At 71.5% G+C, this 22373-nt stretch carries 15 protein-coding genes and 1 tRNA gene; 3 read left to right on the plus strand and 13 right to left on the minus strand.

Translation table 11 applies throughout. The features are described 5' to 3' along the window. Window positions 1-6: 6 nt before the first annotated feature. The 3 genes from ACZ5NH_RS10370 to lepA form a co-directional block, all read right to left on the minus strand. Window positions 7-1833 (minus strand): SpoIIE family protein phosphatase, encoded by a 1827-nt coding sequence (locus ACZ5NH_RS10370; RefSeq protein ID WP_468774239.1) that lies wholly within the window; start codon window positions 1831-1833, stop codon window positions 7-9. Between the two features lie 181 nt (window positions 1834-2014). Then, on the minus strand, window positions 2015-3889 hold the full coding sequence (locus tag ACZ5NH_RS10375) for an AMP-dependent synthetase/ligase (protein ID WP_468774135.1): 1875 nt from the start codon (window positions 3887-3889) through the stop codon (window positions 2015-2017). Window positions 3890-4161: 272 nt separating this feature from the next. Next, window positions 4162-6036 (minus strand): translation elongation factor 4, encoded by a 1875-nt coding sequence (lepA, locus tag ACZ5NH_RS10380; protein ID WP_388622234.1) that lies wholly within the window; start codon window positions 6034-6036, stop codon window positions 4162-4164. 226 nt (window positions 6037-6262) lie between these two features. Between lepA and rpsT the strand changes: the two genes are divergently transcribed. Continuing rightward, window positions 6263-6529 carry a 30S ribosomal protein S20 gene (gene rpsT, locus ACZ5NH_RS10385; protein WP_067006864.1) on the plus strand — a complete coding sequence of 89 codons (267 nt, stop codon included), beginning with the start codon at window positions 6263-6265 and terminating at the stop codon, window positions 6527-6529. A 518-nt stretch (window positions 6530-7047) separates the two neighbouring features. Here rpsT and holA read toward each other — a convergent pair. The 8 genes from holA to leuS all read right to left on the minus strand — a co-directional run bounded on the left by holA (window position 7048) and on the right by leuS (window position 18106). Continuing rightward, window positions 7048-8037, minus strand: coding sequence for a DNA polymerase III subunit delta (gene holA, locus ACZ5NH_RS10390; protein WP_468774137.1), 990 nt, complete (start codon window positions 8035-8037; stop codon window positions 7048-7050). A gap of 87 nt (window positions 8038-8124) precedes the next feature. Further along, window positions 8125-8370, minus strand: coding sequence for a hypothetical protein (locus ACZ5NH_RS10395; protein WP_468774139.1), 246 nt, complete (start codon window positions 8368-8370; stop codon window positions 8125-8127). A 120-nt stretch (window positions 8371-8490) separates the two neighbouring features. Continuing rightward, window positions 8491-9333, minus strand: a complete 843-nt coding sequence (locus tag ACZ5NH_RS10400; RefSeq protein ID WP_468774141.1) for an arylamine N-acetyltransferase family protein — start codon at window positions 9331-9333, stop codon at window positions 8491-8493. Between the two features lie 28 nt (window positions 9334-9361). Further along, a complete protein-coding gene (locus tag ACZ5NH_RS10405) occupies window positions 9362-12106 on the minus strand; it encodes a ComEC/Rec2 family competence protein (protein WP_468774143.1) in 2745 nt (914 codons plus the stop codon). Then, a complete protein-coding gene (locus ACZ5NH_RS10410; protein ID WP_468774145.1) occupies window positions 12103-13326 on the minus strand; it encodes a ComEA family DNA-binding protein in 1224 nt (407 codons plus the stop codon). Before ACZ5NH_RS10410 ends, ACZ5NH_RS10405 begins: the two co-directional genes overlap by 4 nt. Window positions 13327-13429: 103 nt before the next feature. After that, window positions 13430-14275, minus strand: coding sequence for a DegV family protein (locus tag ACZ5NH_RS10415; RefSeq protein WP_388622247.1), 846 nt, complete (start codon window positions 14273-14275; stop codon window positions 13430-13432). 72 nt (window positions 14276-14347) lie between these two features. After that, window positions 14348-15085, minus strand: coding sequence for a hypothetical protein (locus ACZ5NH_RS10420; protein ID WP_451551291.1), 738 nt, complete (start codon window positions 15083-15085; stop codon window positions 14348-14350). 141 nt (window positions 15086-15226) lie between these two features. After that, the gene (leuS, locus tag ACZ5NH_RS10425) at window positions 15227-18106 is read right to left on the minus strand and encodes a leucine--tRNA ligase (protein WP_468774148.1); all 2880 of its coding nucleotides are present in this window, start codon (window positions 18104-18106) and stop codon (window positions 15227-15229) included. A 442-nt stretch (window positions 18107-18548) separates the two neighbouring features. On the opposite strand from leuS, the gene ACZ5NH_RS10430 reads away from it, so the two are divergent. Together ACZ5NH_RS10430 and ACZ5NH_RS10435 are read left to right on the plus strand one after the other, a co-directional pair. Next, entirely contained in the window at window positions 18549-19823 is a 1275-nt protein-coding gene (locus tag ACZ5NH_RS10430; protein ID WP_388622253.1) for a cytochrome b/b6 domain-containing protein, read from the plus strand. Beyond that, window positions 19824-21434, plus strand: a complete 1611-nt coding sequence (locus tag ACZ5NH_RS10435) for an NADH-ubiquinone oxidoreductase-F iron-sulfur binding region domain-containing protein (protein WP_388622255.1) — start codon at window positions 19824-19826, stop codon at window positions 21432-21434. Between the two features lie 132 nt (window positions 21435-21566). On the opposite strand, the gene ACZ5NH_RS10440 is transcribed toward ACZ5NH_RS10435, so the two are convergent. Then, window positions 21567-21639, minus strand: a tRNA-Ala gene (locus ACZ5NH_RS10440). 499 nt (window positions 21640-22138) lie between these two features. Beyond that, window positions 22139-22372, minus strand: coding sequence for a hypothetical protein (locus tag ACZ5NH_RS10445; protein ID WP_006136074.1), 234 nt, complete (start codon window positions 22370-22372; stop codon window positions 22139-22141). Window position 22373 lies beyond the last annotated feature (1 nt).

A 22373-nucleotide genomic window follows, 5' to 3' on the forward strand; every position in this document is an offset into this window, starting at 1 on the left:
CGGCGGTCACTCCGCCTGGAGCACCAGCAGGGCGAGGTCGTCCTCGAGCGGGCCCCCGCCGAAGTCGTCCACCAGGCGGCGGATCCTTTCCGCGATCAGCTCGGCGCTGAGCCCGGCGCAGCCGGACAGGGCGCGGGCGAGGCCGTCGCCGTCGTCGAACTGGCGCGAGCCCGAGCGCCGCTCGGTCACCCCGTCGGTGACGCACAGCAGGCTGTCGCCGGGCCGCAGATCGAGGGTCTCGCTGGTGTACGTCTCGTCCTCGACCACGCCGAGCAGCGTCTGCGGGCCGGCGGCGGTGCGCACGGTGCCGTCGGGACTCAGGACGAGCGGGAGCGGGTGGCCGGCGGAGGCGAGGGTGCAGCGGACCCCGCCGTCGTAGGGGGTCAGCTCGCCGTAGAGCAGGGACAGGAAGCGGGTCTGCGGGCCGTCCCCGGTGGCCAGCCGGCCGCCGGCGGCGACGAGGGCACGGGCGGCGGCGTCGGCGGCCTCGGTGGCGTCGTCCAGGAGGAGCTGGTTGAGGCGGTCGAGGACGTCGGCGACCCGGTAGCCCTCGCGGGCGAGGAGGCGCAGCCAGGGGCGGGCGAGGCCGATCACGACCGCCGCCTCGGGCCCCTTGCCCTGGACGTCGCCGACGGCGAAGCACCACCGGCCGTCGCCGGCCGGGAACAGGTCGTAGAAGTCGCCGCTGGGGCCGCCCTTGTCGCACGGCTCGTGGACGAGCGCGCTGCTCACGCCGGGGATCTGGGCGACCGCGCCGGGCAGCAGGCCGCGCTGCAGGACGGCGCTGATGGTGGCTTGGCGGGCGTACTGGCGGGCGGCGCCGATCGCGAGGGCGACGCGGCGGCCGAGGTCCTCCACGAGCCCGGTGACCTCGTCGGGGAAGCGCGCGAGCCCTGTGCGGCCGATGACCAGCGTGCCGACCGGCCGGCCGCCCGCGATCAGCCGGTACGCCAGCGCCGTGCCGTCGGCGCCCTGCGGTCCGAGCGCATGGCCGGGCCACGGGTACGGCTCGGGACCGGAGCGCAGCCCCTCGCGCGGGCAGGGCGGCTCCTTCTCCAGGGCGCACCGCAGGTCCTCGATGCGGTTCTCGCTGGCGTGCCAGACCCGGTCGGGGCCGTCGGCGGCGCCGCCGCGCAGGGTCGCCTCGTCCTCCAGCCACACCGCGCACCAGTCGGCGAGCCGGGGCACGATGAGCTGGCCGGCGAGGGCGGTGACCAGGTTCTCGTCGAGCTGTCCGGCGAGCAGGTCGGAGGCCTCGGCGAGGAACGACAGCGCGCCCCGGCCCAGCCAGTCCCGGTCGCCGTGGGCGCGGTGCGGTTGCGGGGCCAGGTCCTCCGCGACCTCCAGGGGGGCGTCCGGGGCGGGGGCGTCCGGGTCCTCGACGCCGCCCGGGGGCAGCCGCGCCCAGACGGTCTTGGCGCCGGCGCGGTAGGTGACGCCCCAGGACTCGGCGAGCGTGGTGACCAGGCGCAGGCCGCGCCCGCACTCGGGGGTGTCGTACGGCGCCTCGCCGCCGAGCGGGTCGCGCGGGGCGCGGGAGGGATGCCGGTCGCCCACCTCCACCACGAACGCGCCGGTCTCCTCCAGCAGCCAGTCGACCTCCACGTCCGTGCCGGCGTGCACGACGGCGTTGGTGACCAGTTCGCTGACGACGGCCATGGCGTCGTCGACGAGCCGCGCCGGTATCCGGGACACCTCGGACGCCTCGGCCAGCGCGGCCCGCACCAGCGCACGGGCCGCCCCGGGCGCGAGAGGGCTTCCGGGCAGCGTGGCCCGCCCCCGCACCTCCCAGGCCCGGGGCTCGCCCTCCCGCTGCGTCGGTATGGCCGCCATGTCCATGCGGCCAGGGTGACAGACCGGGGGCGGCTATAAGCGCTGAGTCACCGAAGTGGACAGAAGACGGCCACTTTCGAACGCCCGCGGGCGCAACTTACCGAGGGGCGCGGGAACCGCGCGCGCGACCCCGGACAATCCGCAGCCGCCGGCAGTCCCCGGCCACCCCTGTGGGACCGACCTACTTCTCCCTGGTCCCGGCGTACATCTCATCGATGAGGTGCTTGTACTCCCGCTCGACAACGGGCCGCTTCAGCTTCAGGCTCGGCGTGATCTCCCCGTGCTCCACGTCGAGATCCCGCGGCAGCAGCCGGAACTTCTTGATCGTCTGCCACTTCTGCAGCCCGGCGTTGAGCTGCTGCACATAGCCGTCGACCATCTCCACGGTCTGCGGCGCGGCCACCACGTCGGCGTACGGCCTGCCGTCCAGCCCGTTCCCCTTCGCCCAGTCCAGGATGGCGATCTCGTCCAGGGCGATCAGGGCGGTGCAGTAGTTCCGGTCGGCGCCGTGCACCAGGATGTTGGAGACGTACGGGCACACCGCCTTGAACTGGCCCTCGACCTCGGCCGGGGCGACGTACTTGCCGCCGGAGGTCTTGATGAGGTCCTTCTTGCGGTCGGTGATGCGCAGATAGCCGTCGGGTGAGAGCTCGCCGATGTCACCGGTGTGGAACCAGCCGTCGGACTCCAGCACCTCTGCGGTCTTCTCGGGCAGCCCGTGGTAGCCCTCCATGATGCCGGGGCCGCGCAGCAGGATCTCGCCGTCGTCGGCGATGCGCACCTCCGTGCCGGGCAGCGGCTTGCCGACCGTGCCGGTGCGGTAGGCCTCGCCGGGGTTGACGAAGGAGGCCGCGGAGGACTCGGTGAGGCCGTAGCCCTCCAGGATGTGGATGCCGGCGCCGGCGAAGAAGTAGCCGATCTCGGGCGCGAGCGCGGAGGCGCCGGAGACACAGGCGCGCAGCCGGCCGCCGAAGGCCTCGCGGAGCTTGCCGTAGACGAGGGTGTCGGCGACCTTGTGCTTGGCGGCGAGACCGAAGGGCACGGCGTGGGTGCCGGTGCGCCGGAAGTTGTCCTGGCTGACCTTGGCGTACTCGCGGGCGACCTCTGCGGCCCACTGGAAGATCTTGTACTTGGCCGGGCCGCCCTCGCGGGCCTTGGCGGCGACGCCGTTGTAGACCTTCTCGAAGATGCGCGGCACGGCCGCCATGTACGTCGGCTGCACCACCGGAAGATTCTCGATGATCTTGTCGACGCGGCCGTCGACCGCGGTGACGTGCCCGACCTCGATCTGCCCGGAGGTGAGCACCTTGCCGAAGACGTGCGCGAGCGGCAGCCACAGGTACTGCACGTCCTCGCCGCTGATCAGGCCGGTCGCGGCGATCGCCTTCGCCATGTACGCCCAGTTGTCGTGCGGGAGCCTGACTCCCTTGGGGCGGCCGGTGGTGCCGGAGGTGTAGATGAGGGTGGCGAGCTGGTCCCGGGTGATCGCGCCGACCCGCTCCTTGATCAGCTCCGGGTGCTGGTCCAGGTAGGCGGCGCCGCGTCGCTCCAGCTCGGCGAGGGTGATGACCCAGTCGTCCGTCTCGACGTCGGCCGCATCGATGACGACGACCTTGGTCAGGTCGGGCAGTTCGGCGCGCTTCTCGACCGCCTTGGCGACCTGGGCCGCGTCCTCGGCGATCAGCACCCGGCTCTCGGAGTCGGAGAGGATGAAGGCCGACTCGTCGGCGTTGGTCTGCGGGTAGACCGTGGTCGTGGCGCCGCCGGCACACAGGATGCCGAGGTCGGCGAGGATCCACTCGACCCGGGTGGAGGAGGCGAGCGCCACCCGCTGCTCGGGCTGCACGCCCAGCTCGATGAGGCCGGCCGCGATCGCGAACACCCGCTCGGCCGCCTGCGCCCAGCTGAGCGACTTCCAGTCGTCGGGGCCCTGGCCGGACGCGGCGGCCACCGGGTAGCGGTAGGCCTCGGCGTCCGGTGTGGCCGCCACGCGCTCCAGGAAGAGGGCCGCCACGGACGGCGGACGGTTCTCGATCAGGGTCTGTGTGTCGCTCACGACATCCTCCGGGCCCGCGACGGTGCGGCTGTACTCGGTGCGGCTGGGTTAACTCACGGTGGGGGTTCGAGCTGTTGTATCGCTGTTGTTTAACTCGCGAGTAACTATTCGAGCAGGGATCAGAGTAAGGCGCGACCGCCCGCTGCGTAAGGGGCATCGGCCTGTCACTTTCCACGGAGAGCGACGCAACGCACGCGTAGGGGCCCGCCACGCTTTCGCATGACAGGCCCCTGTGTGTCCGGTTTACGGACGCAGCCCGATGTTACCGATGGTTACTTCTTGCTCTTGGCCGAACTCGCGCTGTCATCGCTGGACAGGACGGCGATGAAGGCTTCCTGCGGAACCTCCACGGAACCCACCATCTTCATCCGCTTCTTGCCTTCCTTCTGCTTCTCCAGCAGCTTCCGCTTACGGGAGATGTCACCGCCGTAGCACTTGGCGAGGACGTCCTTGCGGATGGCGCGGATGGTCTCGCGGGCGATGACCCGGGAGCCGATGGCGGCCTGCACCGGCACCTCGAAGTTCTGCCGCGGGATCAGCTCCCTGAGCTTGGCGACGAGCCGCACGCCGTACGCGTACGCCTGGTCCTTGTGGGTGATCGCCGAGAAGGCGTCGACCTTGTCGCCGTGCAGCAGGATGTCGACCTTGACCAGGGAGCTGCTCTGCTCGCCCGTGGGCTCGTAGTCGAGGGAGGCGTAACCGCGCGTCTTGGACTTCAGCTGGTCGAAGAAGTCGAAGACGATCTCCGCGAGCGGAAGGGTGTAGCGGATCTCGACGCGGTCCTCGGAGAGGTAGTCCATGCCGAGCAGGGTGCCGCGCCGGGTTTGGCACAGCTCCATGATCGCGCCGATGAACTCGGTCGGCGCGAGGATCGTCGCCCGTACGACCGGTTCGAAGACCTCGTCGATCTTGCCCTCGGGGAACTCGCTCGGGTTGGTGACCGTGACCTCGCTGCCGTCCTCCATGATCACGCGGTAGACCACGTTGGGGGCGGTGGCGATCAGGTCGAGACCGAACTCGCGCTCCAGCCGCTCCCGGATCACATCCAGGTGCAGCAGGCCGAGGAAGCCGACGCGGAAGCCGAAGCCGAGGGCGGCGGAGGTCTCCGGCTCGTAGACCAGGGCGGCGTCGTTGAGCTGAAGCTTGTCCAGGGCCTCGCGCAGCTCGGGGTAGTCGGAGCCGTCCAGCGGATACAGCCCCGAGAAGACCATCGGCTTCGGGTCCTTGTAGCCGCCGAGCGCCTCCGTCGCCCCCTTGCTCTGGCTGGTGACGGTGTCACCGACCTTGGACTGCCGGACGTCCTTCACACCGGTGATGAGATAGCCCACCTCACCGACACCGAGGCCGTCGGCCGGCAGCATCTCGGGCGAGTTGACGCCGATCTCCAGCAGCTCGTGCGTGGCACCGGTCGACATCATCCTGATGCGCTCACGCTTGTTGAGCTGGCCGTCGATGACACGGACGTACGTCACGACACCGCGGTAGGAGTCGTAGACCGAGTCGAAGATCATCGCGCGGGCGGGCGCGTCCGCGACCCCGACCGGCGCCGGGATCTCCTTGACGACCTTGTTCAGCAGCGCGTCGACGCCGAGACCGGTCTTGGCGGAGACCTTGAGGACGTCCTCCGGGTCGCAGCCGACCAGGTTCGCGAGCTCCTCGGCGAACTTCTCCGGCTGGGCGGCCGGCAGGTCGATCTTGTTCAGTACGGGGATGATCGTGAGGTCGTTCTCCATCGCCAGGTAGAGGTTGGCGAGGGTCTGCGCCTCGATGCCCTGGGCGGCGTCGACGAGGAGGACGGTCCCCTCACAGGCGGCGAGCGACCGCGAGACCTCGTAGGTGAAGTCGACGTGCCCCGGGGTGTCGATCATGTTGAGGATGTGAGTCGTGCCCTGATCGGGGCCCTCGGTGGGGGCCCAGGGCAGACGCACCGCCTGGGACTTGATCGTGATTCCGCGCTCACGCTCGATGTCCATCCGGTCGAGGTACTGAGCACGCATCTGCCGCTGCTCGACCACACCGGTCAGCTGGAGCATCCGGTCGGCGAGCGTGGACTTGCCGTGGTCGATGTGCGCGATGATGCAGAAATTGCGGATCAGAGCCGGGTCGGTACGGCTCGGCTCGGGCACATGGTTAGGGGTCGCGGGCACGCAGGGTCCTGTCTCTTGAGGCGCCTTATGCCTCGGGTCGGATCGATACGTAGTCTCCATGGTCCCACGCGGAGGGACCGGGCACCGTTTTGGGCCGCTCGCAGGGCCACTGGTACTGTAGATGGCTGTGCCTCGTGCCCTCTCAGCACGAGGCGCGTCAGAGAAATTTTGGATCACCGGTACGGGACCCGCGCGGCCCCGCACCAGAACCTGAAAAGGCTCCTTCGTGGCGAACATCAAGTCCCAGATCAAGCGGATCAAGACCAACGAGAAGGCTCGGCTGCGCAACAAGGCCGTCAAGTCCTCCCTGAAGACCGCGATCCGCAAGGCCCGCGAGGCCGCTGCCGCGGGTGACGTCGAGAAGGCCACCGAGCTGCAGCGCGCTGCCGCGCGTGCGCTCGACAAGGCCGTCTCGAAGGGCGTCATCCACAAGAACCAGGCCGCCAACAAGAAGTCGGCGCTTGCTTCCAAGGTCACGTCCCTCAAGGGCTGAACCTCCTTTTTGATCTGACCGCCGGAAGGACCCAGAGCGGGCCCTCTCTCATCCGCTCCCGCCCGGCACTCCCGGATTCGCACGCGGCCTGCGTTCGCCACGCGGGTGCGAGTCCACCAGCTTGATCCGAAGGCCCCGGCGCCCTCCCTTCCCCAGGGCGGACACCGGGGCCTTCGTCATGAACACCCACGATTAGCCATGGCTGTCGCTCGGGGACGATTGGATTTGCCCCGGTCGGTGCGGGGACGGCCCGAGTTGGTGCTGCGGCCGTTGGGCCGCCGCCCGATCCGGGTCGGCGCCCGATCCGGGTCGGCGCCCGATCCGGGTCGGCGCCCGATCCGGGTCGGCGCCCGATCCGGGTCGGCGCCCGATCCGGGTCGGCGCCCGATCAGCCCCAGGTCGCGGCTCGATCCGGCCCGGGTCGGCGCCAGGGGCGCCCGGATTGTCGGCGGGTCCGCCCGGGTCGGCAGTAGGTCAGCCCCAGGTCCGCGCCGGGGCGCGCCTTGGCGGGCGGCGGATCAGGCCCGGCCTCTCGATCGTGCCGCTCGGGCGATGGTCACGACCGCCTTCTCCAGGGCGTACTCGGGGTCGTCGCCCCCGCCCTTCACCCCGGCGTCGGCCTCGGCAACGGCGCGCATCGCCACCGCCACCCCGTCCGGTGTCCACCCCCGCATCTGCTGCCGCACCCGATCGATCTTCCACGGCGGCATCCCCAGCTCCCGCGCCAGATCGGCCGGCCGTCCCCCGCGCGCCGAGGACAGCTTCCCGATCGCCCGCACGCCCTGGGCCAGCGCACTGGTGATCAGCACCGGCGCCACGCCCGTCGCCAGCGACCATCTGAGCGCCTCCAGCGCCTCCGCTGTACGCCCCTCCACGGCCCGGTCGGCGACCGTGAAGCTGGAGGCCTCGGCCCGGCCGGTGTAGTACCGCCCGACGACCGCCTCGTCGATCGTCCCCTCGACGTCGGCGACCAGCTGGGAGACCGCCGAGGCCAGCTCCCGCAGATCGCTGCCGATGGCGTCGCAGAGCGCCTGGCATGCCTCGGGCGTGGCCGACCGCCCGAAGGAGCGGAACTCCCCCCGCACGAAGGCCAGCCGGTCCGCGGGCTTGGTCATCTTCGGGCAGGCCACCTCGCGCGCTCCCGCCTTGCGCGCGGCATCGAGCAGCCCCTTGCCCTTGACCCCGCCCGCGTGCAGCAGCACCAGCGTGATCTCCTCGGCGGGCGCCCCGAGATATGCCTTCACGTCCTTGACCGTGTCGGCGGACAGGTCCTGCGCATTGCGTACGACCACGACTTTCCGCTCGGCGAAGAGCGAAGGACTGGTGAGCTCGGCGAGCGTGCCGGGCTGCAACTGGTCCGGGGTGAGGTCGCGTACGTCCGTGTCGGCGTCGGCGGCCTTGGCGGCGGCCACCACCTCCCGCACGGCACGGTCGAGCAGGAGGTCCTCCTGGCCCACGGCGAGCGTCACCGGGGCGAGAGGGGCGTCATTTGCAGTCTTCCTGGCCATCACTGACAGCATCCCACGCGGCACTGACAACGAACCGGCCCCGGCACCCTGACCGGTCCCGGAGCGGACCCGGAGTCCGCCTCGGGGTCACGGCTCCTCGCGCCAGCCGTCCCACTCCGCGGCGAACTCGTCCAGCTCCGCCGGGTCCAGCCGCTCGTTCTCGTCCCGCAGGACCACCAGCCACTGTGCGTCCTCGGCGTCGTCCTCGCCGGCCAGCGCCTCCCGGACGAGCCGAGGCTCCTCGTCCAGCCCGAACCGCTGCCCGAGCACCTCGGCCACCTCCTCGGCGGCATCCCGGTCGGGCAGCACCAGCACATGTCTCACATCGCTCACGGGCCCATTCTCCGGCACCGTGCGGAGGCCCCGGGGCGGCACCCGTACGCCCAGGTCAGGCCTCCGGCGCGGCAGGCACGCATCGCGGGAATCCGACACAAGCGCCGAAACCGGCCCGGATCACGGTTTCTGGTTCCCGTTCCGGTTTCGCACCGTCGGCACACGGCCCAGCTCGATCCCGAACCGCTCCCGGTACGCGGTCAACACCTCCTCGTCCGTCTCCAACTCCCGTGTCCCACGCGTCCCGTCGCCCGCGGTCGTCTTCAGTTCCCGCCCGCTGAGCGTGACCCTCCCCCCGTCCTCGGTGACCCGTGAGCAGACGAGTGACCGGGTGAAGTGCGACAGCGGCGAGGTGCTGTGCCACCAGACCCCGGCCGCGAAGTCCCCGAGCACACGGGGCCGCGTCTCGAGCCGGTACTGCGGCCTGCCGTCCCGTATGACGTCCAGGTCCCCGGGACCGGCCGAGCCGCCGCCGCTCACCCCGGCCGCGTCCGGCCCGGCCGCCACCACCCGGAACACGCCGCCCGGGTCCACCTGCTCCTCGCGTTCCGCGTAACTCAGCGGGTAGTGACTGTGTGCGCCGAACCCGACGTCCGCGAGCCAGGTGTCCCCCTCCACCGTCCGCACCCGCAGGGCGAGATGGTCGTACGGGATGCCGAGCCGTCCCTCGTCGCCGTACACGCGTGCCGCGAGCAGTTCGACCTCGTAGCCGAGCGCGGCGAGCAATGCACCGAACGCGCCGTTCAATTCGTAGCAGAAGCCACCCCGCCCGCGTCCGATCACTTTGTCCAGCAGCCTCTCCTCCTCCAGCACGATCTCCTCGCCGAGGTGGATCGACAGGTTCTCGAAGGGGACGGTCAGCAGATGGCGCAGTTGCAGCTCGCGCAGCGCCCGGCCGGTGGGCTCCTGCGGGTGCTCGGCCCGGATCCGGCGGAGATAGGCCTCGACCTGGCTTGAGTTCATGGCCCCAGTCTGGGCGAACACCCGGTCCTCAGTCTCTGGCCACCCTCAGCTCCCCACCCTTCCCTCCCGTCCCGCCGACCGCGAGCTCCCCGTCCCGGTCGGTGCGCAGCACCAGCGCCCCGCCCTCCCGCAGCGCTGCCACGGTCGCCGGTGCCGGATGGCCATAGGGGTTGTCGGCGCCGCATGAAATGAGCGCCACCCGGGGAGCCGCGAGCCGTATCAGCTCCGGGTCCTGATAGGCCGAGCCATGATGGGCCACCTTCAGGACGTCCACACCGGCCAGCTCGGCCGCCGCCGGTGACCGCACCAACGCCTGTTGGGCCGGTGGTTCGAGGTCGCCCAGCAACAGCAGCCGCAGACCGCCCGAGCGCACCAGCATCGCCACGCTGGCGTCGTTCGGACCGTCCGGCTCGGGCACCGGGCCCGGCCAGGCCGGGGTCCGGGTGTCCCCGGGCGGCCGGGTGCTCGGTGGGGGCCACAGGACCCGCCAGGACAGCGCTCCGGCACGCCGTTCCTCTCCCGCTACGGCCCGTGTGACCGGGATGTGCCGCGCCGCCGCCTCCCTTCTGACGAACTCCGCCTCGTCGGCGGGCTCCTCGAAACCAGTGGTCTCGACAGCGGCCACCGAACGGCCCCGCAGCACCCCGGGCAGTCCCGCCACATGGTCGGCATGGAAGTGGGTCAGTACGAGAAGCGGGATGCGCGTGATGCCCAGGTGCCGCAGACAGCGGTCGACCAGCGCCGGATCGGGGCCGGCGTCCACGACCACCCCGGCGCCCTCGCCCGCCGCCAGTACGGTCGCGTCGCCCTGACCTACATCGCACATCGCGAACCGCCAGCCCGGCGGCGGCCAGCCCGTGATCACCCGGGTCAGCGGCGCCGGCCGGACCACCGCCAGCAGGAGCAGCACCCCGAGCAGCCCGCACCACCACGGATGCCGCGTGAGCCGCCGCCCGGCCAGGACGACGCCGACAGTGACCGCCGCGAGCAGCAGCGCTCCCGCCCAGCTCCCCGGCCAGTCCACTCCCGCGCCGGGCAGCGCCGCCCCCGTCCGGGCCACATGGGCGATCCACTCGGCGGGCCAACGCGCGCACCAAGCGAGCGCCTTGGCCGGTGCCATCGCCACCGGCGCCGTCATGAGCGCCGTGAAGCCCAGCACGGTGGCGGGTGCCACCGCCACCTCGGCCAGCAGGTTGCACGGCACCGCCACCAGGCTGACCCGCGCCGACAGCACCGCCGTGACCGGAGCACACACCGCCTGTGCCGCCGCGGCCGCCGCCAGCGCCTCCGCGAGCCTCGGCGGCACCCGGCGCCGCCGCAGCGCCTCGCACCAGCCCGGTGCCAGGACGAGCAGCGCGCCGGTGGCCAGCACGGAGAGCAGGAAGCCATAGCTTCGGGCCAGCCACGGGTCGTAGAGCACCAACAGCAGAACCGCCGTGGCCAGTGCCGGGATCAGGGATCTGCGGCGCCCGGTGGCCAGGGCGAGCAGCGCGACCGCGCCACAGGCGGCGGCCCGCAGCACACTGGGGTCGGGCCGGCACACGACCACGAATCCCGATGTGAGCGCTCCGGCGAGCAGTGCGGTCGCCCGCAGCGAGAGCCCGAGGCGCGGAGCGAGGCCACGGCGTTCGATCAGCCGGGCCATTCCGGGCGGCCCGATGAGCAGCGCGAGCAGGACGGTGAGGTTGCTGCCGGACACGGCGAGCGTGTGCGCCAGGTCCGTCTCCTTGAACGCCTCGTCCAGCTCGGGCGTGATCCGTGAGGTGTCCCCGACGACCAGCCCTGGAAGGAGCGCCCGCGCGTCCCCCGGCAGCGTGTCGGTCGCCTCCCGCAGTCCGGCCCGGAGCCGTCCCGCGAGTCGTTGCGCCCCGCTGGGCCCCGCTACGATCCGTGGCCCCGGCCGGCCACGCACCCGCAGCACGGCCGCGGTCCGCTCCCCACCGGTCAGCGCGGGCGCCAGCCCCCCGCTCACCCGCACCCGCGTGGACGGCAACAACCCGAGCCAGGCCTCACGAGCACCCTGCCCGCGCCGCACACCCCGCGCACCCTGAGCGCCTTGTACGCGGGCAGCTGTCCCTTGCGGTGCCGGAACGTGCGCATCGATGACCAGCAGCACCGGAGTCCGCGTCAGTACGCTCGTCCCGTCGCTCCGTTCGACGCGCCGCACCTCCGCCTGGGCCAGTACCGCCTGGGGCGCGGCGTGATCACCGCGCACCCTTGGTCGGCTCAGCCAGGGGTCGCCGGCCACCTCGACGTCGGCGGTCACGGTCGCGTACCGCCGGGCCAGCTCGGGCACCGGCCCGCACCGCAGGTCGGCCCCGTGCAGTCCGGCCGAGGCCGCCGCCGCGGCGACGCACAGCAGCACGGCGGCGATCGGGGCACGGGCCCACGCGAATCCGCCGATCGGCCTCTCGACCTGCCCTCTCCGCGTGACCCGCCCGTCCGCTACGGACTGTGCGGGCTGTGAGGACCTCCGCGTCGCCAGCAGAGCGATCCCGCCCACCAGGCAGGTGAGCGCGATCCCGGCCGTCCAGGCCGCCGGGGTGTCCAGCGTCAGGGCCGCCGTGCCCCAGGCCGCGAGCGCGGGCGGCACCAGACGCAGGTCCATGGGCCCCGCTCGGTCGCCGCGAGCAGCGGTCCCGTTCTCCGCGGTGTCGCGGACCACCGCGCCGTCGGGCCCCGGGTCTCCTGACCGCTCGCCTCTGCGCCGGGCGTGCGCGAATGCGCCGGTCCTCACACGGCCCTGCGACCCGTCGACGATCGCGCGGCTCATGGCCGCACCATGTGCCGCAGATCGCTGAAGCGACGGTCGCCGATGCCGTTGACCTCACGCAGTTCGTCCACCGAGCGAAAGCCGCCGTGCTGGGTGCGGTAGTCGATGATGTGCTGGGCGAGGACCGGGCCGACTCCCGGCAGCGCGTCGAGCTGGTCCGCCGTGGCCGTGTTGAGGGAGACGGGCGCCGCGGGGCCCGTGCCGGCCGGTCCGGGGGCGGCCCCGGCCGACGGGCCGGGTGGAGGCACCGCCCCGGCGGGCGCGCCGACGACGACCTGTTCGCCGTCGACGAGAAAGCGGGCCCGGTTGAGGCCCTCGGTGCTCACCCCCGGACGGACACCGCCGGCCGCCCGCAGCGCGTCGGCCACCCGGGAACCGGCCGGCAAGCGCTGGATCCCCGGGTGACGGACCTTGCCGCTGACATCCACGACGATCTGTCCGCCCGGCGTCGCCGAGGCGCTCGCACCCGCACCGGCCTTCGCGTCGTCTCCCTTCTTGGCGTAGGGCGTGTCCGCCTTGGCGTGAGGTACCTCCGCACGCACCGCTTGAGGAGCGCTCACGGATTCGGTCCGCCCGGCCCAGAAGTGCTGTAAGGCGAACACTGCGGCGGCCACGAGCACCACGGTGAGCGCCACGACTCCCCGCCGCTCCACCCCGCACCGCGCCTGCAACCACACCGGCAGCCGCTCCCGCAACGCCGGCCCGAACCGCTCCCGCCAGCCGGGGCCGACGGGTCCTGGCAAGTCCAACGGGTGCACGTACACAGCTGTTTCGGGGTCTCGGGGTGTGCTCAGTGCCGATGTGGTCGTCGGGGTGGGCGTCGGCCCGTCAGCCGGTGCGGCGTGCGGTGGCTCGGTGAAAACAGGCGCGACCGTGGTCGTCACCGCCTTCGCCGGGCTCAGCCCGGGCGCCCGGCCCGTGACCGATGCCGTAGCAGCCTCGGCCGCCACCCCGGTGGCCACCTCGGTTGCCATCGCGGTTGCCGGATTCACGGCACCCGCCCCGTCCGGCGGTCCGTTCCCCGACTCCCGCCATCGCACGGCTCGTTCGCCGAAGAGGAGTTCCGCTCGGCGGCGCAGTTCCTCGGCCGGTGCCGGCGGGCGGTGGCGGGCACGGCCGCCATCGATTCCACGGCGGTGACGGATGCGGCCGTCGGAGGTGGGGCCACGGCCGGGGCCGCTGGTCGGGGTGGCCGTGCGTGAACGTGATCGAAGTGCCATGCGACGAGGATGGGACATCCCGTCGATTCGCGATGATCTTGGTCAATTCCCGGGGATGACAGCCCAGTTGTGGATAACTCTGCCACCCGTACGAGTGACTGGGTCAGCGGGGCGAAACCACCACTCCGAGCAGCCCGGGGCCGGTGTGTGCGCCGATCACCGCCCCGACCTCGCTGACATGGAGGTCGGCCAGGCCCGGCAGCCGTTCCCGCAGCCGGTCGGCGAGTGCGGCGGCGCGGTCGGGGGCGGCGAGGTGATGGACGGCGATGTCGACCTCGGCATCGCCCGCCCGCTCGGCGGCGATCTCCTCCAGACGCGCGATGGCCTTGGACGCCGTACGGACCTTCTCGAGCAGTTCGATGCGTCCGCCGTCCAGCTGGAGCAGGGGTTTGACGGCTAGTGCGGAACCGAGCAGGGCCTGGGCGGCTCCGATGCGGCCGCCACGGCGCAGATAGTCGAGGGTGTCGACGTAGAAGTAGGCGGACGTGCCCGCGGCCCGCTTCTCGGCGGCCGTGACGGCCTCGTCCACCGTGCCGCCGGCTCCGGCCGCCTCAGCCGCGGCGAGCGCGCAGAAGCCGAGCGCCATCGCCACCATCCCGGTGTCCACCACCCGTACCGGCACCGGCGCCCCGCGGGCGGCGAGGACCGCCGCGTCGTAGGTGCCGGACAACTCGGCGGACAGATGCAGGGAGACGATGCCGCTCGCGCCGGACTCGGCGACCCTGCGGTAGGTTTCCGCGAACACCTCGGGGCTCGGGCGCGAGGTGGTGACGGGGCGCCGCTTCTGCAGCGCCTGGGCCAGGGAGCGGGTGGAGATCTCGGTGCCCTCTTCGAGTGCCTGGTCGCCGAGAACCACGGTCAGGGGCACCGCGGTGATGCCGTGACGCTCCATCGTCCGCGGCGGCAGGTAGGCCGTTGAATCGGTGACGATCGCGACATGGCGGGACATGAGCTGGAGGTTACCTGCCGTAGTGCTCGCGTGGCAGCCCGGCCCCCATGGTGCGGGTCCAAAGCGGCCAGGTCAGGTGGTGCTCTCGGGGCGCGGCTTCTTCTGCCAAGGGTGGGTGAGGCGTGGCGACGGCGGGGTGATCGCCTGGCGCGCCTGCTCCTCGTCGGGGTGGGAGGGCCGCGAGCGAGCGTGCTGGGCCGCCGGGCCGTCGGGGGTGGACGCGGCGGATGTGCCGGGCCGCTGTCCCTGCGCCGGTGGGGAACCGGCCGGGGTCCAGTGACGCAGGGCGTCGGCCTCGATGTCTATCTGGTCGCTGAGCGCGCCCAGATCGTCCTCGAAGAAGCGGCGCGCCCGGTCGCGGACCGCCCAGCGCAGCGAGTCCGCGGACTTGGTGATGCGCTCGGTGCGGCTGCGCAGCTCGGGCAGCCGCGCGGCGAGTTCGGCCCGGTCCGGCTCCGACTCCAGCCGCCTGAGGTCGGTGTCCAGCTCTTGCCCGTGTGCGCTGAGCCGTTCGAAGAGGCCGAGGGACTCCTTCAGCGACTCGTCCTCGGCCGCGCCCGCGCGCAGGGCGTCCTGGGTGGCGCGCATCGAGGTGCGCAGCGCGAGCCTCAGCTGCGCGATCTCCGCGGCCGGGCCGACCTGGACGAAGGACTTGGCGCGCAGGGTGTGGTCCTCGACGGTGCGGCGGGCCTGCTCGATCGTCCGGTCCACCCCGCGCTTGGCGGCGCCGACCGCCTTGACCGTGGCGTACGCGCCCAGGCCGATGAAGAGCAGGAAGAGCAGGGCGAACACGGCGATCACTGTTTCCATGACGCTCCTCCTCCGGCCGGTGCGGCACACGCCGCTGCGCTTTCCACGGTAAACGCAGCGGGCAGGCCCGGAGTTCCAGAAAAACCCCGAACCTGCCCGTAGGGGACTACCCCGATGCCGGCCGTGGCCGGTGTCCGGTCATCACGCCGGAACGATGTTCACCAGCTTCGGCGCCCGGACGATCACCTTGCGGATGCCCGCGCCGGCCAGCGCCGCCACGACCTTGTCATCGGCCAGCGCCACCTTCTCCAGCTCCTCCTCGGAGATGGCCGGCGGCACCTCCAGGCGGGCCTTGACCTTGCCCTTGATCTGCACGACGCAGGTCACGGTCTCGTCCACGACGTAGTCCGGGTCGGCGACCGGGAAGTCCTGGTGGACGACCGAGTCGGTGCGGCCCAGCTTGCGCCACAGCTCCTCGGCGATGTGCGGGGCCAGCGGGGCGACCATCAGCACCAGGGGCTCGGCCACCGAACGCGGCACCGCGGTGCCGGTCTTGGTCAGGTGGTTGTTCAGCTCGGTGACCTTGGCGATGGCGGTGTTGAAGCGCAGGCCCTCCAGGTCCTGGCGGACGCCGTCGATCGCCTTGTGCAGGGCGCGGAGGGTCTCCTCGTCGGGCTCGGCGTCGGTGACGGTGACCTCACCGGTCGCCTCGTCGACGATGTTGCGCCACAGTCGCTGCAGCAGCCGGAACTGGCCGACCACCGCGCGCGTGTCCCACGGCCGGGAGACGTCCAGCGGGCCCATGGCCATCTCGTACAGGCGCAGGGTGTCGGCGCCGTACTCGGCGCAGATCTCGTCCGGGGTCACCGCGTTCTTCAGGGACTTGCCCATCTTGCCCAGCAGGCGGGTGACCTTCTCGCCCTGGTAGTAGTAGGCGCCGTCGCGCTCCTCCACCTCGGCGGCCGGCACCGCGATGCCACGGCTGTCGCGGTAGACGTAGGCCTGGATCATGCCCTGGTTGAACAGCTTGTGGAACGGCTCGGCCGACGACACGTGGCCCAGGTCGTACAGCACCTTGGACCAGAAGCGCGCGTACAGCAGGTGCAGCACCGCGTGCTCGGCGCCGCCGACGTACAGGTCGACACCGCCGTGCGGCCGGCCCTCGCGCGGGCCCATCCAGTACTGCTCGATCTCGGGGTCGACCAGCTGCCGCTCGTTGTGCGGGTCCAGGTAACGGAACTCGTACCAGCAGGAACCCGCCCAGTTGGGCATGGTGTTGGTCTCGCGGCGGTACTTCTTCGGCCCGTCGCCCAGGTCCAGGGTGACGTTGACCCACTCCTCGTTGCGCGACAGCGGGGTCTCGGGCTGGGTGTCGGCGTCGTCCGGGTCGAAGGTGCGCGGGCTGTAGTCCTCGACCTCGGGCAGCTCCAGCGGCAGCATCGACTCGGGCAGCGAGTGGGCGACGCCGTCCTCGTCGTAGACGATCGGGAAGGGCTCGCCCCAGTAGCGCTGGCGGCTGAACAGCCAGTCGCGCAGACGGAAGTTGACGGTGCCCTCGCCGATGCCCTTGTCCTGCAGCCATTCGGTGATGCGGGCCTTGGCCTCGACGACGCCCAGGCCGTCCAGGGAGACCTCGTCGCTGGCGGAGTTGACCAGCGTCGCGTCGTACGACACGAAGGCGTCGTCCCAGGTCGCGGTGTCGGTGCCGCGCCCGTCGGTCGGCTCGACCACGCAGCGGATCGGCAGCTCGAAGGCGCGCGCGAAGGCAAAGTCACGGGTGTCGTGCGCCGGGACGGCCATGATCGCGCCGGTGCCGTAGCCCATCAGGACGTAGTCGGCGATGAAGACGGGGACCTGCTCGCCGTTGACCGGGTTGGTCGCGAACGCGCCGGTGAAGACGCCGGTCTTGTCCTTGGCCTCGGCCTGGCGCTCGACGTCGGACTTCGAGGCGGCCTGCGCGCGGTAGGCGGCGACGGCCTCGGCCGGGGTGGCGTGTCCGCCGGTCCACACCTCGTGCGTGCCCTCGGGCCAGGCCTCGGGGGTGAACTTCTCGACCAGCGGGTGCTCGGGCGCCAGCACCATGTAGGTCGCGCCGAACAGGGTGTCCTGGCGGGTGGTGAAGATCGTGATGTGCTCGCCGTCGATCGGGAAGTCGACGCGGGCGCCCTCGCTGCGGCCGATCCAGTTGCGCTGCTGCAGCTTGATGGCCTCGGGCCAGTCCAGCTCCTCCAGGTCCTCCAGCAGCCGGTCGGCGTAGGCGGTGATGCGCATGTTCCACTGCCGCAGCTTGGCCTTGAAGACCGGGTAGTTGCCGCGCTCGGAGCGGCCGTCGGCGGTGACCTCCTCGTTGGCCAGTACGGTGCCCAGGCCCGGGCACCAGTTGACGGGCGCGTGGGAGGCGTAGGCCAGGCGGTACTCGCCCAGGATGTCGGCGCGCTCGCGGGCGTTCAGCTCGCTCCACGCGCGCGTGGTGCCCGGAATCGGGCGCTCACCGGACTCGAACCGGGCGATCAGCTCGGAGATCGGGCGGGCCTTCTTCGCCTCGTCGTCGTACCACGAGTTGAAGATCTGCAGGAAGATCCACTGGGTCCACTTGTAGTAGTCCGGGTCGATCGTGGCGAAGGACCGGCGCTTGTCGTGGCCCAGGCCCAGCCGGCGCAGCTGGGTCTTCATGTTCTCGATGTTGGCCTCGGTGGACACGCGCGGGTGCGTGCCGGTCTGCACGGCGTACTGCTCTGCGGGCAGGCCGAAGGCGTCGAAGCCCAGGGTGTGCAGGACGTTGTGGCCGGTCATGCGCTGGAACCGGGCGAAGACGTCGGTGGCGATGTAGCCCAGCGGGTGGCCGACGTGCAGGCCCGCACCCGAGGGGTACGGGAACATGTCCATGATGAACTTCTTGGGCTTGGCGACCAGCTCGGGGTCGCCCGCCAGGTCGCCCTCGGGGTTCGGCGCCGCGTACGTGCCGTCCGCGTCCCAGAAGTCCTGCCAGCGTGCCTCGATCTCGGCCGCCATGGCGGCCGTGTAGCGGTGCGGCGCGGCCTCCGCCGACGTGGCGGCGGCAGCGGGGTTCGTCTCGCTCATGATCCTCAAAGCTCCATCGATCGTCTCTGCCTGCGGAAATGAAAAAACCCCTCGCACAGGAGGGGACGCCGCGCCGATGCCGACCTCACGGTTCGACCCGGGGTCGGTACTGATCAGCGCGGCCCGCTAAGCAGAAGGCGTACGGCACGCATGGCGCTAGGGTACCGCAGGCCTTCAGCGCGCGGGGACGGCCTTCGACGCGCCGCGACACGCTTGAGCAAGCGGCGGCACTCTTCCGTATCCCTTGTGGACATGCCAGAACCCTCGAGGAGGCTCAACCAAGGTCGACAATTACCCCGCGCACCGTCCGCCAAGGGACAACAGCCCAGTCGCATGGTCCGCTGATAACAACGCAATAACTCAAACCCCGTACTGATCGGTATGGCGCCATTTAGAGTTCGGCAGCGGGACCGCTTTCCCGAAACTGCTCGGAGTTGCCCCCATGAACCCTCGTCGTAGTACCAGCTCCCTCCCCAAGCCTGGCCGCTCGGCCTCCGGGGTGGCATCGGCTGTCGTCCTGCTGCTCATACCCGTGGTCGTGCTGGCCGGAGGCAACCAGTTCCGCGACTTCCTCAACTTCGGCGCGGGCGTGTTGTCCCTGGTCTCGCTCAGCTGCTCGGTGATCTGGGGCCTGTTCGCGCAGGACCGGATCTTCCTGAACATCCGGCAGCGGATCGTCGGCCAGGCGGTGCACCGCACGCTCGGGGTCGCCTCGATCGCGTTCCTCCTGCTGCACATCACCACGAAGGTCGCGCTCGGCCACACGAAGGCGATCGCCGCGATCATTCCTTTCGCGCTCGGTGTCACCGGAATCGGCGGCCTGATCGGCCTGGGTTCGCTGGCGGGCCTGCTGATGATCTTCGTGGGCGTCACCGGCGCCCTGCGCAGCAATTTCGCCACCCCGGCCCCGGTCGCCGCCCGCTGGCGCGCCATGCACATGCTCGCCTACCCGGCCTGGTGCGCCGCGCTGATCCACGGCCTGTACGCGGGTCGCGCGGCCAAGCCGTTCTTCGTGATCTCCTACGGCCTGTCGCTGCTGGGCGTGATGGCCGCCCTCGCCCTGCGCGCCGCCCCGCGCCCGGTCAAGCGCCGGGTCGCCGACCGGCTGGTGGCGCTGTTCGGCAGCTCGGAGCGGCCCGGACTCGAGGAGCTGGACGCGAGCCGTTCCCGGGCGGCCGAGCCGGCTCCGGCGGGCTTCGAGAGCCGGCGCGAGCCGAGGGGAGCCGCCGCTCCGTCGGCGCCGCTGTACCAGTCCCCCGCCGCCCCCGCCGCGGAACCCGCGTCGGGCTTCGCGGCCGCCTACCGCGCGGTCTCCACACCGGGCCGCTCCCGGCAGTCGTACCCGGCCGGTCAGACCTCCCGTATGGACCTGCCTCTGGACATGCAGGCCACGGAGGCCATGCCGCGCGTGGACGGCCTGTCCAGCACCTCGGGCAGCTGGCCGATCCCGTCCCCGCCGCCGGTCGGCGAGGCCCCGCCGTCCGCGTACGACCCGTTCCAGGACACCGGGCAGACCATTCCGGTCTACGGCAATTCGGGCACCGTCGGTTACGGCGGAAGTGACATGTACGACACCGGTGAGACAAACGGCCTCTACGGCACGTACAACGCCAGTGACACGTACAACAGCGGTCCCGCTACCGAAACGCTGCCCGGCGCGTCCTACGACACTCCGGGTTCGGGCGAATCTTGGAACACGCCGTCCGGAGGCTTTTAAGTGAACGAGGCCCTGCCCGACGTACCCGAAGTCCGCGTGGTCGGTCTTCCGCAGCTCACGTCGGGCTTCGACCTTGTGGAACGGCTCGATCTGCCCATGCACCTGAAGGTGCACGGACCGCTCGACCCGCTCGGCGGCGAGCAGCTCGCTCAGCTCGCCGAACGCATCAACCTCAGGGGCCGTGGCGGCGCGGGCTTCCCCTTCCACAAGAAGCTGCGCTCGGTCGCCGAATCGGCGATCAAGCGCGGGGTGCGGCCGGTCGTCGTGGTCAACGGCAGCGAGGACGAGCCTGCCTGCCGCAAGGACACGGTGCTGATCAACCGCGCCCCGCACCTGATCCTGGACGGCGCGCTGTTGTGCGCCGAGGCGCTCGGCGCGCGGACGCTGGTGATCGGTGTCACCCGCGAGTCGACGCAGCGCTCCATGGAGGCCGCGCTCGCCGAACGCGGGCTGAGCAACAGCCGTAGATCGGCGCTACGCGCGTGGGTGCAGCGCAATCCGGTGCGGATGGTCACCGGCGCCGCCGCCTCGCTGATCCGCTCGGTCGACGGCGGCCCGGCGATCCCGCCCGGCCGCAAGATCAGCGCCTCGCAGAGCGGCGTCGGCGGCGCGCCCACGCTGCTGTCCAACGCGGAGACGTTCGCGCAGCTGGCCATCGCCGCCCGCATCGGCCCCGAGCGCTACGGCAACACCGGCCTGTACGACGAGCCGGGCACCGTCATGCTCACCGTGTCCGGCGCGGTCGCCCGCCCGATGGTGATCGAGGTGCCCACGGGCGTGCCGCTGCGCTACGTGCTGCAGCTGGCGGGTGCCCCGCCGGTGCCGCAGGGCGTGCTGACCGGCGGCTATCACGGCAAGTGGATCGACGCGGCGACCGTCAACGAGGCGATCGTCTCGCGCAACTCGCTGGACGCGGTGGGCGGTTCGCTGGGCGCGGGCGCGATTCTGCCGATCAGCCAGGAGACCTGCCCGCTGGGCGAGTCGCTGCGGGTGGCGCAGTGGCTGGCCGAGGAAAGCGCGGGCCAGTGCGGGCCCTGCTACCTCGGGCTGCCGGCCGCCGCGCGCGGCATGGAGGACATCCTGAGCGGCGGCGGTCCGGCCGCGCTGGAAGCGCTGAAGCAGGTCGCGAAGAACGTCAAGCGCCGCGGCGCGTGTTCGCATCCGGACGGCTCGGCGATGTTCCTGGAGTCGACCATCAAGGCGTTCACCGACGACCTGGCCGCGCATGTCCTCGGAAACGGCTGTGGACGGCCCGTGGAGGGCGTTCTGCCGCTCTTCGAGGGCGGCAGGGCCCCTACGGGCATCCCGGGCGGCGGAGAGCCCGAGGAAACCGGCGCCAGCCGCCAGAAGATCTACGTCGACTGGACGCTGTGCCGGGGCCACGGGCTGTGCGCCGACATCCTCCCGGAGGTCTTCGAACTCGGCGCCGACGGTTTCCCGACCGTCGCCCAGGCGCAGGTGCCGCGGTACGCGGAGGCGAAGGCCCTGCGTGCGGTGCGCCGCTGCCCGGCGCTCGCCCTGCGCATCGAGGAGGACACCCGCGGGCAGGCACCGTCCCGCAACCTTCCGGTCGTCTCCCAGGGCCGCGGCCGGCGCGCTCTCGGCCGCTGAGCACACGAAGGGGCGGTCACCCGGTCCGGGTGACCGCCCCTTGGCTCGACCGCCGTCGTTCGGCTGCGGCTCGCGGTGACGCAACACGCCGAAGGCGGACCATCCGTCGGGATGATCCGCCTTCGACTTCTGTGGAGCTAAGGAGAATTGAACTCCTGACCTCTTGCATGCCATGCAAGCGCTCTACCAACTGAGCTATAGCCCCTTGTTTTGTTGTTTCGCCCGGTTCCCCTGGCGACGACGTAAACATTACAGGCCCGGGGGCGCAGCGCAAAATCGGTTTCGGCTTCACATCGATACGTCGCTAATGTCCGCTTTTGTGGCCCGGATCGAACTGACGCCCGCGCTGTTCCCGGTGTTCCTGATCGTGACGGGTGTGATGACCCACCTGCGAGGCGGGGGCGCGACGCCATGGCTGCGGCACGCGCGCGGGGCGGCCGTCGCGTTCGAGGATGCCCTTTGGGCTGCCTCGGCGGCTGTCATGGCCGCTGTGGGCCTCGCGGCCGCCGTGGCTGGGTGGGTCCGCTCGTACCGTTGCTGCGGGCCCACGGACCCCCGGTGGGGGCCGCACGGAACCGGGCGGCCCGAACCGCACCAGGAAGCCGGGGAATTGACGCATCCGGCGCTCTACGCGGCAGCCGGTGCGCCATTCCTCGTGCTGACCCGAACCTCGGCGCCGGAACACGACGACGGCACGAGGGGGATCAGGCGGTCACGAAGGAGTAGAACCGCTTGAGTGTGCAGTGCTCTTCGAGAAGGCGCCCGTAGATCGGCTCGCCCTCCAATTCCCGGTACGTCTCGATCGGGTCGCCTTTTATGATCAGCGCCCGCGCGCATTCCTCGCACCAGTACTGGTAGTCGGGATTGATCGGCTCCATGTCACGGACGATCGGCGTACCGCTCCCACACCAGTCGCACTTTCGCCTGTGTGCACCCATC

The organism is Streptomyces sp. NPDC031426, from assembly GCF_055581585.1.

Bases quoted from the DNA above. Each gene is read 5' to 3' on its own strand.
- leuS (WP_468774148.1), bottom strand. From the start codon at position 18,106: ATGAGCGAGACGAACCCCGCTGCCGCCGCCACGTCGGCGGAGGCCGCG.
- ACZ5NH_RS10410 (WP_468774145.1), bottom strand. From the start codon at position 13,326: ATGGCACTTCGATCACGTTCACGCACGGCCACCCCGACCAGCGGCCCC.
- ACZ5NH_RS10430 (WP_388622253.1), top strand. From the start codon at position 18,549: ATGAACCCTCGTCGTAGTACCAGCTCCCTCCCCAAGCCTGGCCGCTCG.
- ACZ5NH_RS10400 (WP_468774141.1), bottom strand. From the start codon at position 9,333: ATGAACTCAAGCCAGGTCGAGGCCTATCTCCGCCGGATCCGGGCCGAG.
- ACZ5NH_RS10405 (WP_468774143.1), bottom strand. From the start codon at position 12,106: ATGAGCCGCGCGATCGTCGACGGGTCGCAGGGCCGTGTGAGGACCGGC.
- ACZ5NH_RS10445 (WP_006136074.1), bottom strand. From the start codon at position 22,372: ATGGGTGCACACAGGCGAAAGTGCGACTGGTGTGGGAGCGGTACGCCG.
- ACZ5NH_RS10370 (WP_468774239.1), bottom strand. From the start codon at position 1,833: ATGGCGGCCATACCGACGCAGCGGGAGGGCGAGCCCCGGGCCTGGGAG.
- ACZ5NH_RS10420 (WP_451551291.1), bottom strand. From the start codon at position 15,085: ATGGAAACAGTGATCGCCGTGTTCGCCCTGCTCTTCCTGCTCTTCATC.
- ACZ5NH_RS10415 (WP_388622247.1), bottom strand. From the start codon at position 14,275: ATGTCCCGCCATGTCGCGATCGTCACCGATTCAACGGCCTACCTGCCG.
- holA (WP_468774137.1), bottom strand. From the start codon at position 8,037: ATGGCCAGGAAGACTGCAAATGACGCCCCTCTCGCCCCGGTGACGCTC.